Raw genomic sequence first — 17,219 nt, forward strand, 5'->3', positions numbered from 1 at the left:
ATAATGATTGATCTGAGCACATACATCCGTTCCCAAGACAAAAAGGTCTTTGCCGTTTTAGGTTTAGGTCGTTCGGGTCTTACTGCGGCTTGTGCGCTCGCTCAATCTGGTGCCGAAGTGTGGGCATGGGATGACAATATTCAGGGTCGAGAAAAAGCAACTGATGCTGGCCTCAAGATTGTTAATTTAAATGACTGTGATTGGGAAAAGGTTCATAGTCTGGTCATGTCACCTGGCATTCCTTTGACACATCCGAAACCTCATCCCGTTGCAGCGGCCGCTAAAAAAAACGCCGTCGAAATCATATGTGAGGTCGAACTGCTTTATCGCGCCTGCCCTCATGCAACCTTTGTTGGCATAACGGGTACCAACGGGAAGTCAACGACGACCAGTTTAATCGCTCACATCCTCAAAACTGCTGGTCAGAAAGTCGCTGTTGGAGGCAATTTGGGCACTCCAGCCTTAGAACTGCCCGACCTTGACCATGAAGGTGTCTATGTATTGGAGATGTCGTCATATCAGCTCGACCTTCTCGAACACCTCGTTTTTGATATTTCACTCTTTATGAACATCAGCCCAGATCACCTCGATCGACATGGAGATATGCAAGGCTACATCAAAGCCAAAAAGCATATCTTCGACAGACAAACAAAATCTCAAACCGCCATCATCGGCATTGATGATGAAGAAAGTCGTGCTGTTTTCGATCAGATCAATGTTGAGAGCAAAATTAAAACAATTCCAATTTCAGGGCATATTCGATTGGCCGAAGGTGTTTTCGTTAGCCAAGGGCACCTGACTGACGATTGTTTCATCCCGACAAATACTACAGCAGAAGAGATCGTTGACTTAAACACAATTGAACGTTTGCCTGGTGTACACAATCACCAGAATGCAGCAGCAGCTTTTGCAACGTGCCGTTCTCTCGGATTGTCTAACGCAGAAATCATTTCCGGTATGGCATCTTTTCCTGGCCTGGCTCATCGTCAAGAGTTGGTCATGATTAAGAACGGCATCCGTTACATTAACGATTCAAAAGCGACCAACGCAGATGCCGCAGCTCGCGCCTTGGGCAGTTACGATAACATTTACTGGATCGCTGGCGGCCTCGCTAAAGAAGGTGGCATCGAAGATTTAGACCCGTATTTCAATCGTATTCGCCGAGCCTATCTCATTGGTGATTGCGCCAAAGATTTTGCTACTCAACTCGACAAAGCCGTATCCTATGAACTTTGCGAAACGCTGGATCGCGCCGTAAAAAAAGCTGCCAATGACGCAGCACAAGACGGCTATAAAGACGCAGTTGTTTTACTTTCACCCGCCTGTGCTTCATGGGATCAATACCGCAGCTTTGAACTTCGCGGCGACCATTTCAAACAATGCGTAAATGAAATTGTAAGCCCTTCGGGTGCTCGCAATCAGCACGGGAGTATCGCATCGTGAGTACCTTCTCAAGAATGGATACTTCAGTTGTTGGCCGTTGGTGGTGGACTGTTGATCGCTGGAACCTTGCAGCACTTCTTGTCCTTATGGGCTTTGGCGCTTTACTTATACTCGCGGCCTCCCCTGCCGCCGCAGATAGAATTGGTGTAGGAACGTTTCAGCTTGCAAAACGCCACTTCCTACTTCTACCCGCTGCAGCCGCTTTTATGATTGGTATTTCTCTTCTACCCGTTAAAAAAATCCGACGTTTTGCAGTTTTAGGTCTGGGCGTAACTCTTTTATTATTGCTCGCAACTTTGATTTTAGGCGTAGAAATCAAAGGCGCCACGCGGTGGATCAATCTACTTGGTTTTTCTCTCCAACCCTCAGAGTTTGTGAAACCCTTCTTTGCTGTGACGGTTGCCTGGATGCTTGCCAGCGCCAAAACCGATGAAGGTATTCCCGGAACCTGGATTGCCATAGGTATCTGGCTGGTTGTGATCAGTTTGTTGTTGATGCAGCCGGATCTCGGTCAAACCGTTGTCATTACCGCGATCGGGGGCGTTCAGTTATTCCTCGCCGGGCTATCAATGATGTTGGTTGGCGTATTTATATTTCTCGCCGCTGTTGGTTTGATTGCTGCTTACTTTACTTTACCCCATGTTACCGCGCGTATTGATGGTTTTCTAGATCCAGCTGCTGGTAGCAGGTATCAGGTTAACCGATCTATGGAGGCCTTCAAAAATGGTGGCCTTCTCGGGCAAGGCCCGGGCGAAGGCACAGTAAAATCTCAGCTTCCGGATGCGCATTCTGATTTCATATTCTCTGTTGCGGGTGAAGAACTTGGTTTGATTGCCTGTCTTATCATTGTATCTCTTTTTGCCTTTGTTGTGTTGAGAGGCTTCAGCCGATTGTTGGAGGAAAACAATTTATTTGTACTCCTGGCATGCACGGGCCTCTTAACCCAATTTGGTCTTCAGGCAATTATCAACATGGCATCCGCCATTCATCTGATTCCAACAAAAGGCATGACACTGCCCTTTATCAGTTATGGTGGCTCCTCACTTTTGGCACTTTCCATTGGCATGGGGATGGTACTCGCCCTCACCCGTAGACGACCACATGGAGGGTTAGAAGTATGATCCTAAAAAATACTCACATTGTTTTGACGGCTGGGGGTACTGGTGGACACATGTTCCCTGCACGCGCCCTTGCAGAAGAGCTTCTAAATCGTGGACACAAAGTAAGCCTCATCACCGATGCCAGAGGGCAAGGGTTTGGTAACGACCTCCAAGATGTTACTGTTCACCGCGTTTCCGCAGGGGGTGTCGCAGGCAGTGGAATTGCACGTAAAGCCATGAGCCTTTGCAAGTTGGTTTTTGGAACACTTCAGGCCAGAAAATTACTGCGCACTATAAAGGCTGATGCCATCGTTGCCTTTGGTGGTTATGCATGTGTTCCAGCCGCCCTAGCGGGAAGTCAACTTGGCATCCCTCTTTATCTCCACGAGCAAAATGCCGTCCTTGGTCGTGCAAACAGATTACTTGCAAGAAGAGCAAAAAATATTTGCACTTCTTTTCGGTCAGTAACCCACGTTCCTACTGGCCAAGAGAGTAAAATCTCCCTAACAGGAAACCCTGTCCGGCCAACGATCATGGCGTTACGGGAAATTCCTTTCAGCACCCCAAAAGAAAACGGTCAATTTAATATTCTCGTCACCGGGGGAAGCCAAGGTGCATCCGTTTTTAATACGATTGTTCCAGAAGCCCTTACTCTGCTACCGGAAGAGTTAAAAAAACGTCTGCATGTCAGTCAGCAGGTCCGCGGTGAGGGCTCTGAGAATATTGCTAAAATCTATCATTCAAACGATATTTCAGCCGATCTGAAGCCCTTCTTTGATGATATGCCTGAACGATTAGCCAAAGCTCATATCGCTATTTGCAGATCAGGGGCCTCAACAATTACTGAATTAGCTGCAGCTGGGCGGCCGGCAATATTGGTCCCCTACCCACATGCAACAGACGATCATCAAACAAAAAATGCCTGCGATTTTACCGATGCTGGGGCCGGTTGGCTTATGACCCAAGCCTGTCTTGATGCAAAAAGCTTATCTGAACGTTTAATTTCCCTTTTTTCACACACACAAATTCTGCAAAGAGCTGCATCTTGCGCCAGCGAGCATGCCATAACTGGCGCCGCAAGCAATTTGGCTGATGTCATTTGTGGAATCCAAACAAATAATGGAGACGAACCATCAACAAACGAGAACGTTTCAACGGGTGCGGCAGCATGAAAGGCATGCCACTTGATATAGGTCCGCTACACTTTGTCGGCATTGGCGGCATTGGTATGAGTGGTATTGCAGAAATCCTTCATAATTTGGGTTACCAGATTCAAGGAAGCGATATCGCTGAATCTGCCAACGTTCTTAGGCTTCGCGAAATGGGTATAAAGATCATGATCGGCCATAAAGCTGAAAATGTTCAAGATGCTCGGGTTGTCGTGGTTTCATCCGCGATAAAGTTGGACAACCCTGAAATAGAAGAAGCACGCAACCGATTAACCCCCATCGTTCGCCGAGCAGAAATGCTGGCTGAATTGATGCGTTTTAAATCTTGTGTAGCAGTCGGTGGTACACACGGAAAAACAACAACAACTTCCATGATTGCAGCTCTACTGGACGGTGGTAAATTTGATCCAACCGTGATCAATGGCGGTATCATTAACGCCTATGGTACCAACGCCCGATTGGGGGATGGTGACTGGATGGTGGTAGAGGCCGATGAAAGCGATGGTACTTTTATCAAGCTTCCCGCAACCGTATCCGTGATCACGAACATCGACCCCGAGCACATGGAATTTTACGGCTCCATCGAAGCGTTACACGAAGCCTTTGCGACTTTTGTCACCAACATTCCTTTTTACGGATTCTCTGTCTTGTGCATTGATCACCCGGTGGTTCAGTCTTTGATTGGTCGTATAGAAGATCGCCGTATTGTTACTTATGGATTTAGCCCACAAGCCAAGTTCCGTGCAGTGAACGTGCGCACAGAAATCACTGGCAACGTTTTTGATGTCGTGATTTCCAAAAGAAATGATGAAGAAAGTCGGACCGTAGCTGACTGTCGCCTCCCCATGCTCGGCAACCACAATATCCTCAATGCGTTGGCTGCTATTTCAGTCTCAAGCGAGCTGGGCATGAGCGATGAAGGAATTCGCACTTCTTTAGCAGGTTTCAAAGGCGTAAAACGACGCTTCACCAAAACCGGCGAAGTTAACGGGGTCACAATTATTGATGACTATGGCCATCACCCTGTTGAAATTGCCGCCGTTCTTCAGGCTGCTCGCCAAGCTGTATCGAAAGATTCACGGGTAATTGCAGTTGTTCAGCCTCATCGTTATTCCAGATTATCTGATCATTTTGAAGGTTTTTGCTCCTGCTTTAATGATGCCGATCAGGTTATCGTTTCAGACGTTTACACCGCCGGAGAAGACCCCATTGAAGGGGCTGACCGCGATAGTCTCGTCAAAGGCTTACGCACCCGAGGTCACAGAAACGCAATAGCTCTCCCGCACCCGGATGATCTTGCAAGCATCGTTGCTGCCTCGGCCGAACCGGGCGACGTTGTGGTTTGCCTCGGGGCCGGAAGTATCTCAGCTTGGGCGCATGATCTTCCCAAACAACTCCAGTCTCTGAAAGAAAAACAGGAAGGGGCAAAGTCGTAACTCATGATCGAGAATAGCCTTCCAGAAAACCACCTCATACACAGGCTGCCAACAGTTAGAGGCAGCTACAAGGCCGACGCGCGTCTTGGTAAAATCACATGGTTTCGTGTGGGTGGCCCAACGGATGTGCTTTTTACTCCGGCAGATCAAGACGACCTCGTCCATTTTATCAAAAACAAACCGGCTGATGTCCCGGTAATGGTTATCGGCGTTGGCTCAAACCTTCTCGTCCGCGATGGTGGTGTGACCGGCGTTGTTATTCGACTTGGCCCTGCCTTCTCAAAGGTCGAGAGTGACGGTTCTCAGATAATAGCAGGAGCTGCAGCGCTTGATGTCAAAGTTGCAAAGACTGCGTTGAAATCCAGCCTTACAGGGTTAGAATTTCTTTGCGGCGTTCCCGGAACCATTGGCGGGGCTTTGCGTATGAACGCCGGGGCTTACGGCCGAGAAACCAAAGACGTACTCCTTTGGACTGAAGTAATGGACCCCGAAGGTAACATGCATAAGTTCACGCCCGATCAGCTTGGGTACAGTTATCGGCATTGCAATCTAGACAGTGATTGGATTTTCTTAAGCGCTTGTTTTCAAGGCGAAACTGGTGTCGAAGAAGATATCGCCACGCGCATGAAAGAAATTCAGGATGCGCGTGGAAGCACCCAACCCATAAAGTCCAGAACGGGTGGCAGCACATTCAAGAACCCTGAAGGCAACAAAGCTTGGCAACTTATCGACAAAGCCGGTTGCCGCGGACACCAAATCGGCGATGCACAGGTATCAGAACAACACTGTAATTTTCTCATTAACACTGACAAAGCCTCCGCAAGTGATTTAGAGACCCTAGGGGAAGACGTCCGTCAGCGCGTCAAGAACACATCTGGGATTGATCTTCACTGGGAAATAAAACGCATTGGCGCTCCATTAAACGCTAAGAATACGATAAGGAATAAAAATTTATGACCTGTAACGTTGCATTGCTCAAAGGTGGTTTTTCAGCTGAGCGGGACGTATCCCTTGCCAGTGGAGCCGCCTGTGCCAAGGCTTTGCAAGAGGCAGGCTATAACGTAACCGAGATTGATGTGAGCAACGATATACCCTCGTTAATTTCTCAACTCAAAGAAGTTAAGCCTTCTGTTGTCTTCAACGCGCTTCATGGCCAGTGGGGCGAAGATGGATGCGTGCAAGGCCTTTTGGAATTATTAGAACTACCTTATACACACTCTAACGTCTTAAGTTCAGCGCTTGCCATGCACAAAGAACGCGCCAAAGCTCTCGTTGAACAAGTCGGTGTCAGAGTTCCCGAAAGTAAAAGCATTATTGCCAAGGATCTTGCTCTAGGCGACCCCCTACCTCGTCCTTATGTAATCAAACCTTTGAGCGAAGGCTCATCCGTCGGCGTTCATATCGTGTTTGAAGGCGACAATCATATAGCAACTACACGTAAAGAATTAGGGTTCCAAGGCGATATTATGGTTGAACGCTATATTCCAGGACGCGAACTAACAGTTGCTGTTATGGGAGATCGCGCACTTGCCGTAACAGAGCTATCCCCGAAAGAAGGTTTCTATGACTATGAAGCCAAATACACGGATGGAAAAACAGATCACATTATCCCCGCACCACTCCCAGAAAAAATTTATCAAGAAGCATTAGATGCAGCATTAAAATCCCATCAAATCCTCGGTTGTAGAGGTGTCAGTCGGAGCGATTTCCGCTATGACGACACACCTGGAGGCGATGGCGGACTGTATTATCTGGAAACCAACACTCAACCTGGAATGACCGACCTTAGTCTGGTTCCTGAGCAAGCAAAATATATTGGCATTTCTTTTCCCGAACTCTGCGCATGGATGGTCAAAGACGCCCTTCGGATCAAGGAGGAGCAATGAGCAAAAAAACTGTGACAACCAAACGTCGCCGTAATCGTAAACAAAAACGAAGTAAACTTCCCTTTGGCGATACCAACTGGCGACGAGTATTTATCGGCACAGGTATTGGCTCGATCTTTGCTATTGCCTGCTTGGTGACCGTACTTTGGACCAATGGATGGATACCGGGACAAATCAACCTTGCCGTAGATGATTTTCATGACATGACGGCCAAGGCAGGTTTATCTGTGGAAGACGTATTGGTTGAAGGCAGAAAACGTACCAATGCAAAGGCAATCCTCAACAAGCTTGATGTCGAACGGGGCACACCTATACTGTCTTTTTCCCCAGAAGACGCAAAAGCAGAAATCGAACTTCTGCCGTGGGTAGAATACGCCATCGTAGAACGTCGTCTCCCCAATGTGATCTATGTTCAATTGACCGAACGACAACCTCTCGCTCTCTGGCAACAAGAAGGCGTCTTGCATGTCATTGATCAAAACGGTGCAGTCATTCCGACGGCAAAGGCAAAAAGATTCTCGACCTTGCCGCTCATCGTTGGTCCAGATGCACCTGATCATGCGAAAGAGATACTTGCCCTCATCGCAAGTGAACCCGATTTGGGAACGAAGGTAAAAGCGGCTGTTCGAGTAAGTGGCCGCCGTTGGAACATTCGTCTTAACAATGGCGTTGATGTTCAGCTTCCCGAAGTGGACCCAACCGACGCATGGTCATTTTTTGCACGTATAGAACGCGAAGAAGGTGTTCTGGAACGAGATGTTATACTCGTAGATTTACGTTCCCGCGATCGCCTGATCGTAAGAACCTCTGGCGGCTCCGCTAAAGACAGAAAAATTAACACAAAAGGAAAAAAGACCTGATGTTGATGGTTCATTTTAACCAGACACACACAACTGACCTTTCTGACCAGAAAGGATGCCGCAAATCATGAAGCGGAACCCGGGTGCAATCAAACACGGAACCGTTGCTGCTATCGATGTCGGTAGCAGTAAGGTCTGCTGTTTTATCGCCCAGATAGACGGAGATTCTCCTCCTAAAGTTATCGGCATTGGCCAACAAGCCAGTCATGGTATGAAAAGCGGTAATATCGTTGATATGGAAGCGTTGGAAGATTCCATCCTCAATGCTGTTCATGCTGCGGAACAAATGGCCGGTGAAACCGTCAACGCACTTTTGGTCAACCTCTCAGGTGGTGCACCATCATCGCATAACATCAATCTGGAAATTGCGATTAATGGTCACGAGGTCACCGATACAGATCTCAGACAGGCCCTCGAACACGCCAGCCAGGTCCAAGGTCCCCAGGGTGACCCTGAACAGGGGCGACAGCTTATACACTCGCTTCCAACCGGCTTTACTCTTGATGGTAATCGCGGCATTAAAGACCCTCGCGGCATGCATGGCGAGATGCTCGGTGTCACCATGCACCTTATTACAGCTGCGACAAATTCATTACGAAATCTAACGACCTGTATTAAGCGTTGTCACTTACAGCCCATAGCCTTTGTTCTTTCACCATACGCCTCTGGATTATCCTGTCTCGTAGATGATGAGATGGAACTCGGCGTTACCTTGGTCGATATGGGTGGAACAACAACTTCAATCGCTGTCTTTAGTGAAGGCAAATTAGTATTTTGCGATGTCATTCCCGTTGGCGGACATCACGTTACCAACGACATCGCGCGTGGCCTCTCTACCCCGGTTGCTGAAGCCGAACGCATGAAGACACTATATGGACACGCTGTAGCAACAGTGACCGACGAACGCGAAATGATTGATGTTCCCCAAGTTGGTGAAGCCGCAGGCAGCCAACCTCAGCAGGTTCCCAGATCTCTTCTTGTTGGTATCATACAGCCCAGGTTAGAAGAGACCTTTGAAATCGTACGCTCAAAATTGGAAATGAGTGGTTTCGATAAAGTTGGTGGAAGACGCGTCGTCCTTACAGGTGGCGCCAGCCAACTGCCCGGTCTACCAGACTTGGCCAGCCTCATTTTAGATAAGCAAGTACGTATAGGCAGACCTATACGCGTTTCCGGGTTAGCAGATGCAACAGGTGGTCCCAGCTTCTCAACTTGCAGTGGCTTGTTAACCTACGCAACCATCTCTCATACTGAGGTTCAAAGTGAAAAAACACCCGAAGAACCTCAGCCTCAGAACTTCGTAAATAAATTTGGAAGATGGTTTCGTGAAAATTTTTAATAAAAAGTTAGGAATTAGCTCGACTGATTCCACAACTTTATAGTACAACTTGACAAACGAGTTCGCCGAGTCGGCGCCCAATGGAGGTTAGTAATGGCTTTAAATTTAGATGTTCCCCCAGTTGAATCCGAACTGACCCCCCAGATCACCGTAATTGGTGTTGGTGGCGCAGGCGGTAATGCTGTTAACAACATGATCCAGAGTAATTTAGAGGGTGTTGAATTTCTTATCGCCAATACCGACGCTCAGGCGATTGCTCAATCATCCTGTGATCGCACTATTCAGCTCGGACGTAATATCACACAAGGCCTTGGTGCTGGGTCACGACCAGACATTGGCAAGGCAGCCGCTGAAGAAGCCATGGACGAAATCCTTGGTCACCTTGAAGGCTCTAACATGGTCTTTATTACCGCTGGTATGGGCGGTGGCACAGGAACAGGTGCCGCACCGGTTATTGCAAAATCAGCCCGTGATGCAGGCATTTTGACTGTAGGTGTTATCACCAAGCCCTTCCATTTCGAAGGCGTACACCGTATGCGTCTTGCGGAAAAAGGAATTGAAGAGCTTGCGCAGTATGTTGATACGCTGATCATCATTCCAAACCAAAATCTCTTCAGAATTGCCAACGAAAAAACCACTTTTGCCGACGCCTTTAAAATGGCTGATGACGTACTTCGCTCCGGTGTTAGTGGTGTAACAGACCTTATGGTTATGCCTGGCCTCATCAACCTCGACTTTGCCGACATCCGCGCTGTAATGACGGAAATGGGCAAAGCCATGATGGGTACAGGTGAAGCAGAAGGTGAAACCCGCGCTATGGACGCTGCTGAAGCTGCGATTTCCAACCCGCTTCTTGATGAAGTCTCCATGAAGGGTGCACGCGGTGTGTTAATCAACATTACCGGTGGCCCTGATCTCACACTATTTGAGGTCGATGAAGCCGCTAATCGTATTCGTGATGAAGTAGATCCTGAAGCTAACATCATTTTTGGATCAACCTACGATCCAAACATGGAAGGCACCATGCGCGTTTCCGTTGTTGCAACAGGCATCGATGCTGAATCCATCAAAAATATCCGCCCGGTACAGAGCAAAGAGTTCCAGACACCTCCAGCACCTTTGAACGTGACGCCAGAGCAGGCAGGAGCTCAACCAGACCAAACGATGGTTTCCCCAACGGAACACGCAGGTCCTGGTTCAATGTCTGCTCAAGCAGCGCCTGCAGCGTCACAACAACCACTCGCCCCTGCCGCAAGCACAGCGCCACAGCCCATTATTGAAACTGGACCTTCGCAAACAAGTATTGAATCTGCAATCACACGCAGCGATGCTGACGGTCAACAGATAATGGCATCGGCCCCTCAAGCTGAAATCAAGAACGATACTTTCGTTGCTCCAACTCCAGCGACTGTTACCAACCAGAAACCAGCTATACCACAGCCACAACCTCAAAAAGCAGATCCTTTTGCGGCAGCGGCCTTGGCGAATGGAACTGACCGACACGACGATAATGCAAAAAAGGGTCGCGGACTTTTTGGTCGAATCACTGGCGGTGCAGCTCGGGCACTTCAGGCAGCTACCCAAAGCGAAGAACATGACGAATTACAGATTGGCTCAACTGTAGCGGCACCCGCCCCAGTGGCAACAAGTGCGGTTCCAAAGCCGACCGAATCGCCGACAACAGGTAACAGCCAACAACCTCGTTTGACTGGCTTGGACCCAAATGATCGCATTCAGTCAGCTTCCAGCGACGAAGATTTACTGGACATCCCAGCATTTCTGCGGCGTCAAGCCAACTAGGACAATTGTTTCAGAGTACGTTACATTTCGTAACATATTGAAACAAACAGTGATTTGTTAGAAACAAGGGGACGAGCTATCGTTCCCTTGTTGCATTTTATCGGGTGTACAATTTAGCTGCATAGCTCAGTTTGCTTCCGGGGGATTAACTAACAAACGAAGCGTGCTCATGAAAACCAACATCACTGCCAATCGCGTCCAAAAACAAAAAACACTCAAGAGCGCCATAAATTGCTCTGGAGTTGGACTGCATTCAGGCGACAACGTTATCATGACACTTCACCCTGCCGCACCTGATACCGGTGTCGTTTTTCGTCGGACAGATGTTGCAGGTAAAGGCGCTGTAATCCCAGCGACATGGGAATACGCAATAGAATCACCTCTTTGCACAATGCTTGTAAAAGACGATGTTAAAATAGGTACCATCGAACACCTAATGTCTGCTCTTGCAGGGTTTGGTATCGACAATTGTTATATTGACATCAATGCTTGTGAAGTTCCCGTTATGGACGGAAGCTCTTCGCCGTTTGTATTTCTGATCGAATGTGCTGGCATACTAGAACAAAATGCCCCTAAGCGTGCTATTCGCATACTCAAAGAAGTTCGCGACGAAGAAGATAACCGCTCTGGTAGCCTTAGTCCAAACGAGTGTTTCTCTGTAAGTTTCGAAATCGACTTCGAAAGTCAAGCTATCGGTCATCAAGAACTTTACATGGAAGTCCGCGCTGATCGTTACAAACAAGAAGTCAGCCGCGCCCGTACTTTTGGCTTCTTACATGAAGCAGATCAACTTCGCAAAATGGGACTTGCCCGTGGCGGTTCTTTAGATAATGCAATTGTGATTGATGGCGACACAATCATGAACGAAGGCGGTCTTCGTTATGGTAACGAGTTTGTCCGACACAAAGTTTTAGATTCCATCGGTGATCTCTATCTCGCGGGCGCTCCAATTGTTGGTCACTACCATGGTGTACGCACAGGACATGCCCAAACCTACCGTCTTGTTAAGAAATTACTCGCTGATAACAGTGCTTGGGAATGGGTAACTCTTCCTATTGAAGATACAGTCTCTCATAGCGCCTCTTATACCGTCCCACAAAGAGCAGCAGCAGCCAGCGTCTAAGCAAGGCACACTTATTAAAAAGAGCCCGGTTTTACTGGGCTTTTTTGCTTTTTTCTTTCTAGCAAAAAAATTATTTTACACCTTTCCAGTCAAGATCGGCTCAGTTCTCTTGAGGACCGGATAACGAAGCCCTATAGTGCTTTGACAATTCAGCCTCAGGTAACCAAAATCGCGAACAAAAAGAGTAGCGTAATATGAAATCCGGTCTATTTAGACAGTTAATTGCAACTCCCCTTTTCCGTGCGACGCTTGCACTGTCATTGATTGCAACACTTGCGGCTTGTAGCTCAGATGAAAAGCCCGCGTACGTCGAAAGGCCGGTCGAAGAACTCTACAGCGCCGCCAACAATGCTTTAAAAGCAGGTGAAAACCAGGAAGCCGCCCGCCTCTTCGACGAAGTTGAGCGGCAGCATCCTTATTCAGTTTGGGCCTCCAAAGCACAGTTAATGGCTGCTTATGCTCTTTATACTGAAAACCAATATGACGACGCCATTAGCGCTTTGGATCGGTTTATTGAACTTCATCCTGGCAATCGCGATACGCCTTACGCCTATTATCTGAAAGCCTTGAGTTATTACGAACAGATTTCAGATGTCGCCCGCGATCAAAAAATGACTGTTGAGGCATTAACTTCTCTCCGTGATGTGGTACGCCGTTTCCCAGAGAGTAAGTACGCCCGTGATGCTCAGTTAAAAATCGACCTCGCCAATGATCACCTCGCGGGAAAACAAATGACCATTGGCCGTTTTTACCTCAACCGTAAAGAATACCTTGCAGCAATCAATCGCTTCAGAACCGTTATTGGTCAATTTCAAACCACAACACATGTTCCAGAAGCCCTTCATAGATTGGTAGAGGCCTACCTCGCTTTGGGCATCATTGATGAGGCGCAAGCAACAACGGCAGTACTAGGCCATAACTTTCCCGGCGACCGCTGGTATGAAGACAGTTACGCTCTATTAACCGGACAAAATCTTGAGCCTGCAGAAAAAGAAGGCTCATGGATTTCTGAAGTCTGGGATTCAATTCTTTAATGGCTCTATAAATGGCAGGTGAGCTGTGCTGCTCAACTTAACGATCAACAATGTGGTTCTCATCGACCGATTAGAGCTCGCCTTTGATCAGGGGCTTTGTGTCCTCACGGGCGAAACAGGTGCGGGTAAATCAATACTATTAGATTCTCTCGGTCTTGCATTAGGTGCACGAGCAGAATCAAGGCTCGTGCGACAAGGCACAGATAAAGCAACCGTTAGCGCTGTTTTTGATCCTGCTCCCAGCCATCCGGTCTTTGACCTCCTACAAGAAAAAGACGTCATTCTCGAAAACGAGCTTCTGGTATTTCGACGCGTCCTAAATTCGGACGGCCGCAGCCGTGCTTATATCAATGACACCCCCGTATCTGCCAACCTTTTGAGGCAGGCAGGTGATCTTCTAATAGAAATACAAGGGCAATTCGAGCAGCGCGGCCTTTTGGACCAAAGCAACCACCGGAACCTTCTAGATGCTGCCAGTGGTAACGATGAATTACTCTTAAAAATTAATACCCTATGGACGCATTGGCATCACGTTCGAAAAGAACGCGCCGAGGCTGATGAAAAACTTGCTCAAGCTCAAAGAGAAGAAACATTCCTTAGACACTCACTCGAAGAGCTTGACGCTCTCACACCAGAGGAAGGCGAACTCGATACCCTATCATCCCAGCGTCAACTCCTGATGCATAGTGAAAAGCTGGTCCAAGCGATGAGCGCCTGTACACAAGATCTTACGGGTGAAAATGGCGTTGGTGGGGCTGAAAATGCAATTTCAGGTGCACAGGGGCATCTTCTCAACATTCCGGAAAGCGCAAGAGAGCGCCTTCAACCTGTTGTGGACGCTCTGGACCGGGCGACCTATGAAGTTCAAGATGCTCTGTCATCTTTGACAAGCATTTCAAATGATTTAGATCTCGATCCAGCAAAACTTCAAGAGATTGAAGAACGGTATTTTTCATATCAGGACCTCGCCCGGAAACATCGTGTTGAGCCCGAAGAGCTCCCGCGGATAAGAGAGACCGTTGCGCAGCAGCTTTACCTGATTGACACGGGTAACGAGCACTTACAAGAGCTTGACCGTCGTTGCGAAAAAGCACGCGACGATTATGTCCAAGCCGCGGAAAAGCTAAGTAAGGCTCGGCATAAAAAAGCCATGGAGCTGGACAAAGCAATTAACAGCGAACTCCCCCCCCTCAAACTCGAACGTGCTTCTTTCAAAACGGGCATTGAAATCCAGGCCGAAAAAAACTGGGGCTCTCATGGTTGGGACCAGGTTTCATTTCTTGTCTCAACCAACCCTGGATCCGCACCCGGCCCACTTGGTAAAATAGCTTCGGGAGGCGAACTCGCACGCTTCCTCCTTGCCCTTAAAGTCGTAATGGCCAAGGTCAGTCCAATCGGCTGTCTGGTATTTGATGAGGTTGATGCAGGTATTGGCGGAGCCACGGCCCATGCCGTGGGCGAGCGTTTAGCGCGTTTGGCTGAAGAACGTCAAATTTTGGTAATCACCCACAGCCCTCAAGTCGCGGCAAAGGGCAGCCAGCATCTCATGGTCGCGAAGTCGGCAAAAGGCAAACAAACAACGACAACTGTCTTTGCCCTTACAGACCAGCAAAGACGCGAAGAAGTAGCCCGAATGCTCTCAGGGGCTGAGATAACAAATGAAGCTAGATCCGCAGCTGATAGCCTTTTAGGATAAGTACCTTGAACGACAAAAACCAAACATTCTCTCTCTTTGATCCAGAGACAGAAGGGCTTACGCCTGAACAAGCTACACAAGAGTTGGCAACTCTAGCCAAAAAAATTTCCAAGCACGACAAGCTTTATTATCAGCAAGACGAACCCGAAATTACGGACGCAGAATACGACATTCTTCGCAGACGCAATACCGCGATAGAAAAGCATTTTCCCGAGTTGGTTCGAGACGACAGCCCAACTTCCAAAGTCGGCGCCCCCCCCTCTTCCGGGTTTAGTAAAGTTAACCACAGCGTCCCCATGCTTTCGCTAGGAAATGCCTTTGATGACGGAGACGTTGCTGAATTTTTAGCACGTATTCGACGCTTCCTCGGCCTGAGCAAGGACGAAATCATTGAAATTTTTTCAGAGCCAAAAATCGATGGGCTATCATGCTCTATCCGTTACGAAAAAGGAGTTTTGGTTCAAGCAGCAACCCGTGGTGACGGCGCTGTAGGCGAAAAGATAACAGAGAATGTAAAAACCATCGCCTGCATACCACACCATCTCTCAGGATCAGGCTATCCCGATGTTCTCGAGGTTCGGGGTGAGGTATATATGCGGCGCGATCGCTTTAGCGAACTTAATACCAATCAAACTTCCATCGGCGGAAAACTCTTTGCCAATCCACGGAATGCCGCGGCAGGTTCTCTACGCCAACTCGATCCATCCATCACCGCCGCACGTCCTCTTGATTTTTATGCCTATGCTTGGGGCGAAGTCTCTAAGCCTCTCGGTAAAAGTTTAACCGAAGTCCGTGCCAGCTTCAAAAGCTGGGGCTTGCCTGTTAACCCAGGAGAGCTATGCACCTCCCAGACTGAGGTTCTGGATTACTATCGCAATATCATGATGGACCGACCCGATCTAGAGCATGAAATAGATGGTATTGTTTACAAAGTTAATCGCCTTGATTGGCAAGAACGTTTGGGCTTTGTCAGCCGCGCACCACGCTGGGCCATTGCCCACAAATTTCCCGCTGAGCAAGCCATAACACGCCTCAATGAAATCACCATACAAGTTGGACGCACAGGCGCACTGACACCTGTCGCAAATCTTGAACCAATTACAGTCGGTGGTGTTGTCGTCTCAAGAGCCACGCTTCATAATCGGGACGAGATCGAACGAAAAGACGTCCGCGAAGGTGACAGCATTGTTATTCAACGTGCAGGCGACGTTATTCCTCAAGTCGTGGAAGTTCTACTCGACAAACGTCCAGAAAGCTCCATTCCTTTTGCCTTCCCTGATCATTGCCCCGAGTGCGGCTCCCTCGCCATTCAGGAAAAAGACGAAGTCGTCACCCGGTGCACAGGCGGGTTGATATGCCCAGCCCAGGCAGTAGAACGCTTGAAACATTTTGTCAGTCGAAATGCTTTTGATATCGAAGGTTTGGGAGACAAACAAATCAAGTTCTTCTTTGAGCAGGATCTGATCAAATCACCCGCAGATCTTTTCACTCTCTCACAAAAAGATAAAAATACCCTCACACCCTTGCGTAACCAGCCAGGTTGGGGGAAACAGTCGGTAGAAAAACTATATAATGCCATTGAAGCAAAACGAACCATTAGCTTGGACCGCTTTATATACGCCCTTGGCATTCCTCAAATTGGCCAAGCAACGGCCAAACTTCTTGCTAAGACCTATGCAACTTTGGAGCACATAGAAGAAATAACAAAGCTCGTACACGACCCCGAAAGCGACGCTCTCTCCGAACTCCTTGCAATTGATGGTATTGGCGCGTCCATGGCAGGAGATCTTATTGCTTTCTTTGGTGAACCCCATAACCAAGAAGTTATTTCAGCTTTAAAACAGCACTTAACAATCGAAGAGTTTGTGCTTCAGGCCAGAAATGATTCACCTGTTACCGGAAAGACAATCGTCTTCACGGGTAAATTTCAAACAATGTCCAGAGACGAGGCCAAGTCTAAAGCCGAGAGCCTCGGTGCCAAAGTTGCAGGATCCGTCTCCAAGAAAACAGATTTTGTTGTTGCTGGAGCAGATGCCGGATCAAAACTTAAGAAAGCGGAATCTCTTGGCGTTAGCGTTCTAAGTGAAGAAGAATGGCACACGCTCGTTAGTTAACTATTTTTCACCAACGTTTTTTATCAAACTAAAAGAGATCTGTATCTATGTTATCAACGCAAGATACAGCTTTAAAACATACAAAAATCACAACTATAACGATAAATATATTTCACTTAATGTATTTTTAGTAATTATCCCCTCAAACTACCAATGCTCGTAATATACACCTAGATCATGTGCCTTTTGCCAAAGATACAGTTTGTAGGCGTCGAGACA

Annotated in this window: 13 protein-coding genes; all 13 read left to right on the plus strand. The window is 47.9% G+C overall.

Annotated elements, in window-relative coordinates:
- Positions 1 to 3: 3 nt before the first annotated feature.
- The 13 genes from murD (at position 4) to ligA (ending at position 17,000) form a co-directional block, all read left to right on the plus strand.
- A complete protein-coding gene (gene murD / locus ACFSKO_RS11975) occupies positions 4 to 1,443 on the plus strand; it encodes a UDP-N-acetylmuramoyl-L-alanine--D-glutamate ligase (RefSeq protein WP_380251821.1) in 1,440 nt (479 codons plus the stop codon).
- Positions 1,440 to 2,564 (plus strand): putative lipid II flippase FtsW, encoded by a 1,125-nt coding sequence (ftsW, locus tag ACFSKO_RS11980; protein WP_380251823.1) that lies wholly within the window; start codon positions 1,440 to 1,442, stop codon positions 2,562 to 2,564. Before murD ends, ftsW begins: the two co-directional genes overlap by 4 nt.
- Complete coding sequence (murG, locus tag ACFSKO_RS11985) at positions 2,561 to 3,715, plus strand: undecaprenyldiphospho-muramoylpentapeptide beta-N-acetylglucosaminyltransferase (RefSeq protein ID WP_380251825.1); 1,155 nt, start codon at positions 2,561 to 2,563, stop codon at positions 3,713 to 3,715. Before ftsW ends, murG begins: the two co-directional genes overlap by 4 nt.
- The gene (gene murC / locus ACFSKO_RS11990) at positions 3,712 to 5,148 is read left to right on the plus strand and encodes a UDP-N-acetylmuramate--L-alanine ligase (protein ID WP_380251827.1); all 1,437 of its coding nucleotides are present in this window, start codon (positions 3,712 to 3,714) and stop codon (positions 5,146 to 5,148) included. The genes murG and murC overlap by 4 nt, the downstream gene beginning before the upstream one ends.
- Before the next feature lie 3 nt (positions 5,149 to 5,151).
- Positions 5,152 to 6,105: a UDP-N-acetylmuramate dehydrogenase gene (gene murB / locus ACFSKO_RS11995; protein ID WP_380251829.1), complete on the plus strand. Its 954-nt coding sequence runs from the start codon at positions 5,152 to 5,154 to the stop codon at positions 6,103 to 6,105.
- Entirely contained in the window at positions 6,102 to 7,034 is a 933-nt protein-coding gene (locus ACFSKO_RS12000; protein ID WP_380251831.1) for a D-alanine--D-alanine ligase, read from the plus strand. Before murB ends, ACFSKO_RS12000 begins: the two co-directional genes overlap by 4 nt.
- The gene (locus ACFSKO_RS12005; RefSeq protein WP_380251833.1) at positions 7,031 to 7,894 is read left to right on the plus strand and encodes a cell division protein FtsQ/DivIB; all 864 of its coding nucleotides are present in this window, start codon (positions 7,031 to 7,033) and stop codon (positions 7,892 to 7,894) included. Before ACFSKO_RS12000 ends, ACFSKO_RS12005 begins: the two co-directional genes overlap by 4 nt.
- Positions 7,895 to 7,961: 67 nt before the next feature.
- Positions 7,962 to 9,233: a cell division protein FtsA gene (gene ftsA, locus ACFSKO_RS12010; protein WP_380251835.1), complete on the plus strand. Its 1,272-nt coding sequence runs from the start codon at positions 7,962 to 7,964 to the stop codon at positions 9,231 to 9,233.
- A 93-nt stretch (positions 9,234 to 9,326) separates the two neighbouring features.
- The gene (gene ftsZ / locus ACFSKO_RS12015) at positions 9,327 to 11,033 is read left to right on the plus strand and encodes a cell division protein FtsZ (RefSeq protein WP_380251837.1); all 1,707 of its coding nucleotides are present in this window, start codon (positions 9,327 to 9,329) and stop codon (positions 11,031 to 11,033) included.
- A 169-nt stretch (positions 11,034 to 11,202) separates the two neighbouring features.
- A complete protein-coding gene (lpxC, locus tag ACFSKO_RS12020; RefSeq protein WP_380251839.1) occupies positions 11,203 to 12,156 on the plus strand; it encodes a UDP-3-O-acyl-N-acetylglucosamine deacetylase in 954 nt (317 codons plus the stop codon).
- Positions 12,157 to 12,350: 194 nt separating this feature from the next.
- A complete protein-coding gene (locus tag ACFSKO_RS12025) occupies positions 12,351 to 13,190 on the plus strand; it encodes an outer membrane protein assembly factor BamD (RefSeq protein WP_380251841.1) in 840 nt (279 codons plus the stop codon).
- A gap of 25 nt (positions 13,191 to 13,215) precedes the next feature.
- On the plus strand, positions 13,216 to 14,886 hold the full coding sequence (recN, locus tag ACFSKO_RS12030; RefSeq protein ID WP_380251843.1) for a DNA repair protein RecN: 1,671 nt from the start codon (positions 13,216 to 13,218) through the stop codon (positions 14,884 to 14,886).
- Positions 14,887 to 14,891: 5 nt separating this feature from the next.
- The gene (ligA, locus tag ACFSKO_RS12035) at positions 14,892 to 17,000 is read left to right on the plus strand and encodes an NAD-dependent DNA ligase LigA (protein ID WP_380251845.1); all 2,109 of its coding nucleotides are present in this window, start codon (positions 14,892 to 14,894) and stop codon (positions 16,998 to 17,000) included.
- Positions 17,001 to 17,219 lie beyond the last annotated feature (219 nt).

This window comes from Kiloniella antarctica (assembly GCF_042682825.1).
Lineage (GTDB): Bacteria > Pseudomonadota > Alphaproteobacteria > Kiloniellales > Kiloniellaceae > Kiloniella > Kiloniella antarctica.

Coding starts and splice junctions, on each gene's coding strand:
- murD (WP_380251821.1), top strand. CDS start 4: ATGATTGATCTGAGCACATACATCCGTTCCCAAGACAAAAAGGTCTTT.
- murG (WP_380251825.1), top strand. CDS start 2,561: ATGATCCTAAAAAATACTCACATTGTTTTGACGGCTGGGGGTACTGGT.
- murC (WP_380251827.1), top strand. CDS start 3,712: ATGAAAGGCATGCCACTTGATATAGGTCCGCTACACTTTGTCGGCATT.
- murB (WP_380251829.1), top strand. CDS start 5,152: ATGATCGAGAATAGCCTTCCAGAAAACCACCTCATACACAGGCTGCCA.
- ACFSKO_RS12000 (WP_380251831.1), top strand. CDS start 6,102: ATGACCTGTAACGTTGCATTGCTCAAAGGTGGTTTTTCAGCTGAGCGG.
- ACFSKO_RS12005 (WP_380251833.1), top strand. CDS start 7,031: ATGAGCAAAAAAACTGTGACAACCAAACGTCGCCGTAATCGTAAACAA.
- ftsA (WP_380251835.1), top strand. CDS start 7,962: ATGAAGCGGAACCCGGGTGCAATCAAACACGGAACCGTTGCTGCTATC.
- ftsZ (WP_380251837.1), top strand. CDS start 9,327: ATGGCTTTAAATTTAGATGTTCCCCCAGTTGAATCCGAACTGACCCCC.
- lpxC (WP_380251839.1), top strand. CDS start 11,203: ATGAAAACCAACATCACTGCCAATCGCGTCCAAAAACAAAAAACACTC.
- ACFSKO_RS12025 (WP_380251841.1), top strand. CDS start 12,351: ATGAAATCCGGTCTATTTAGACAGTTAATTGCAACTCCCCTTTTCCGT.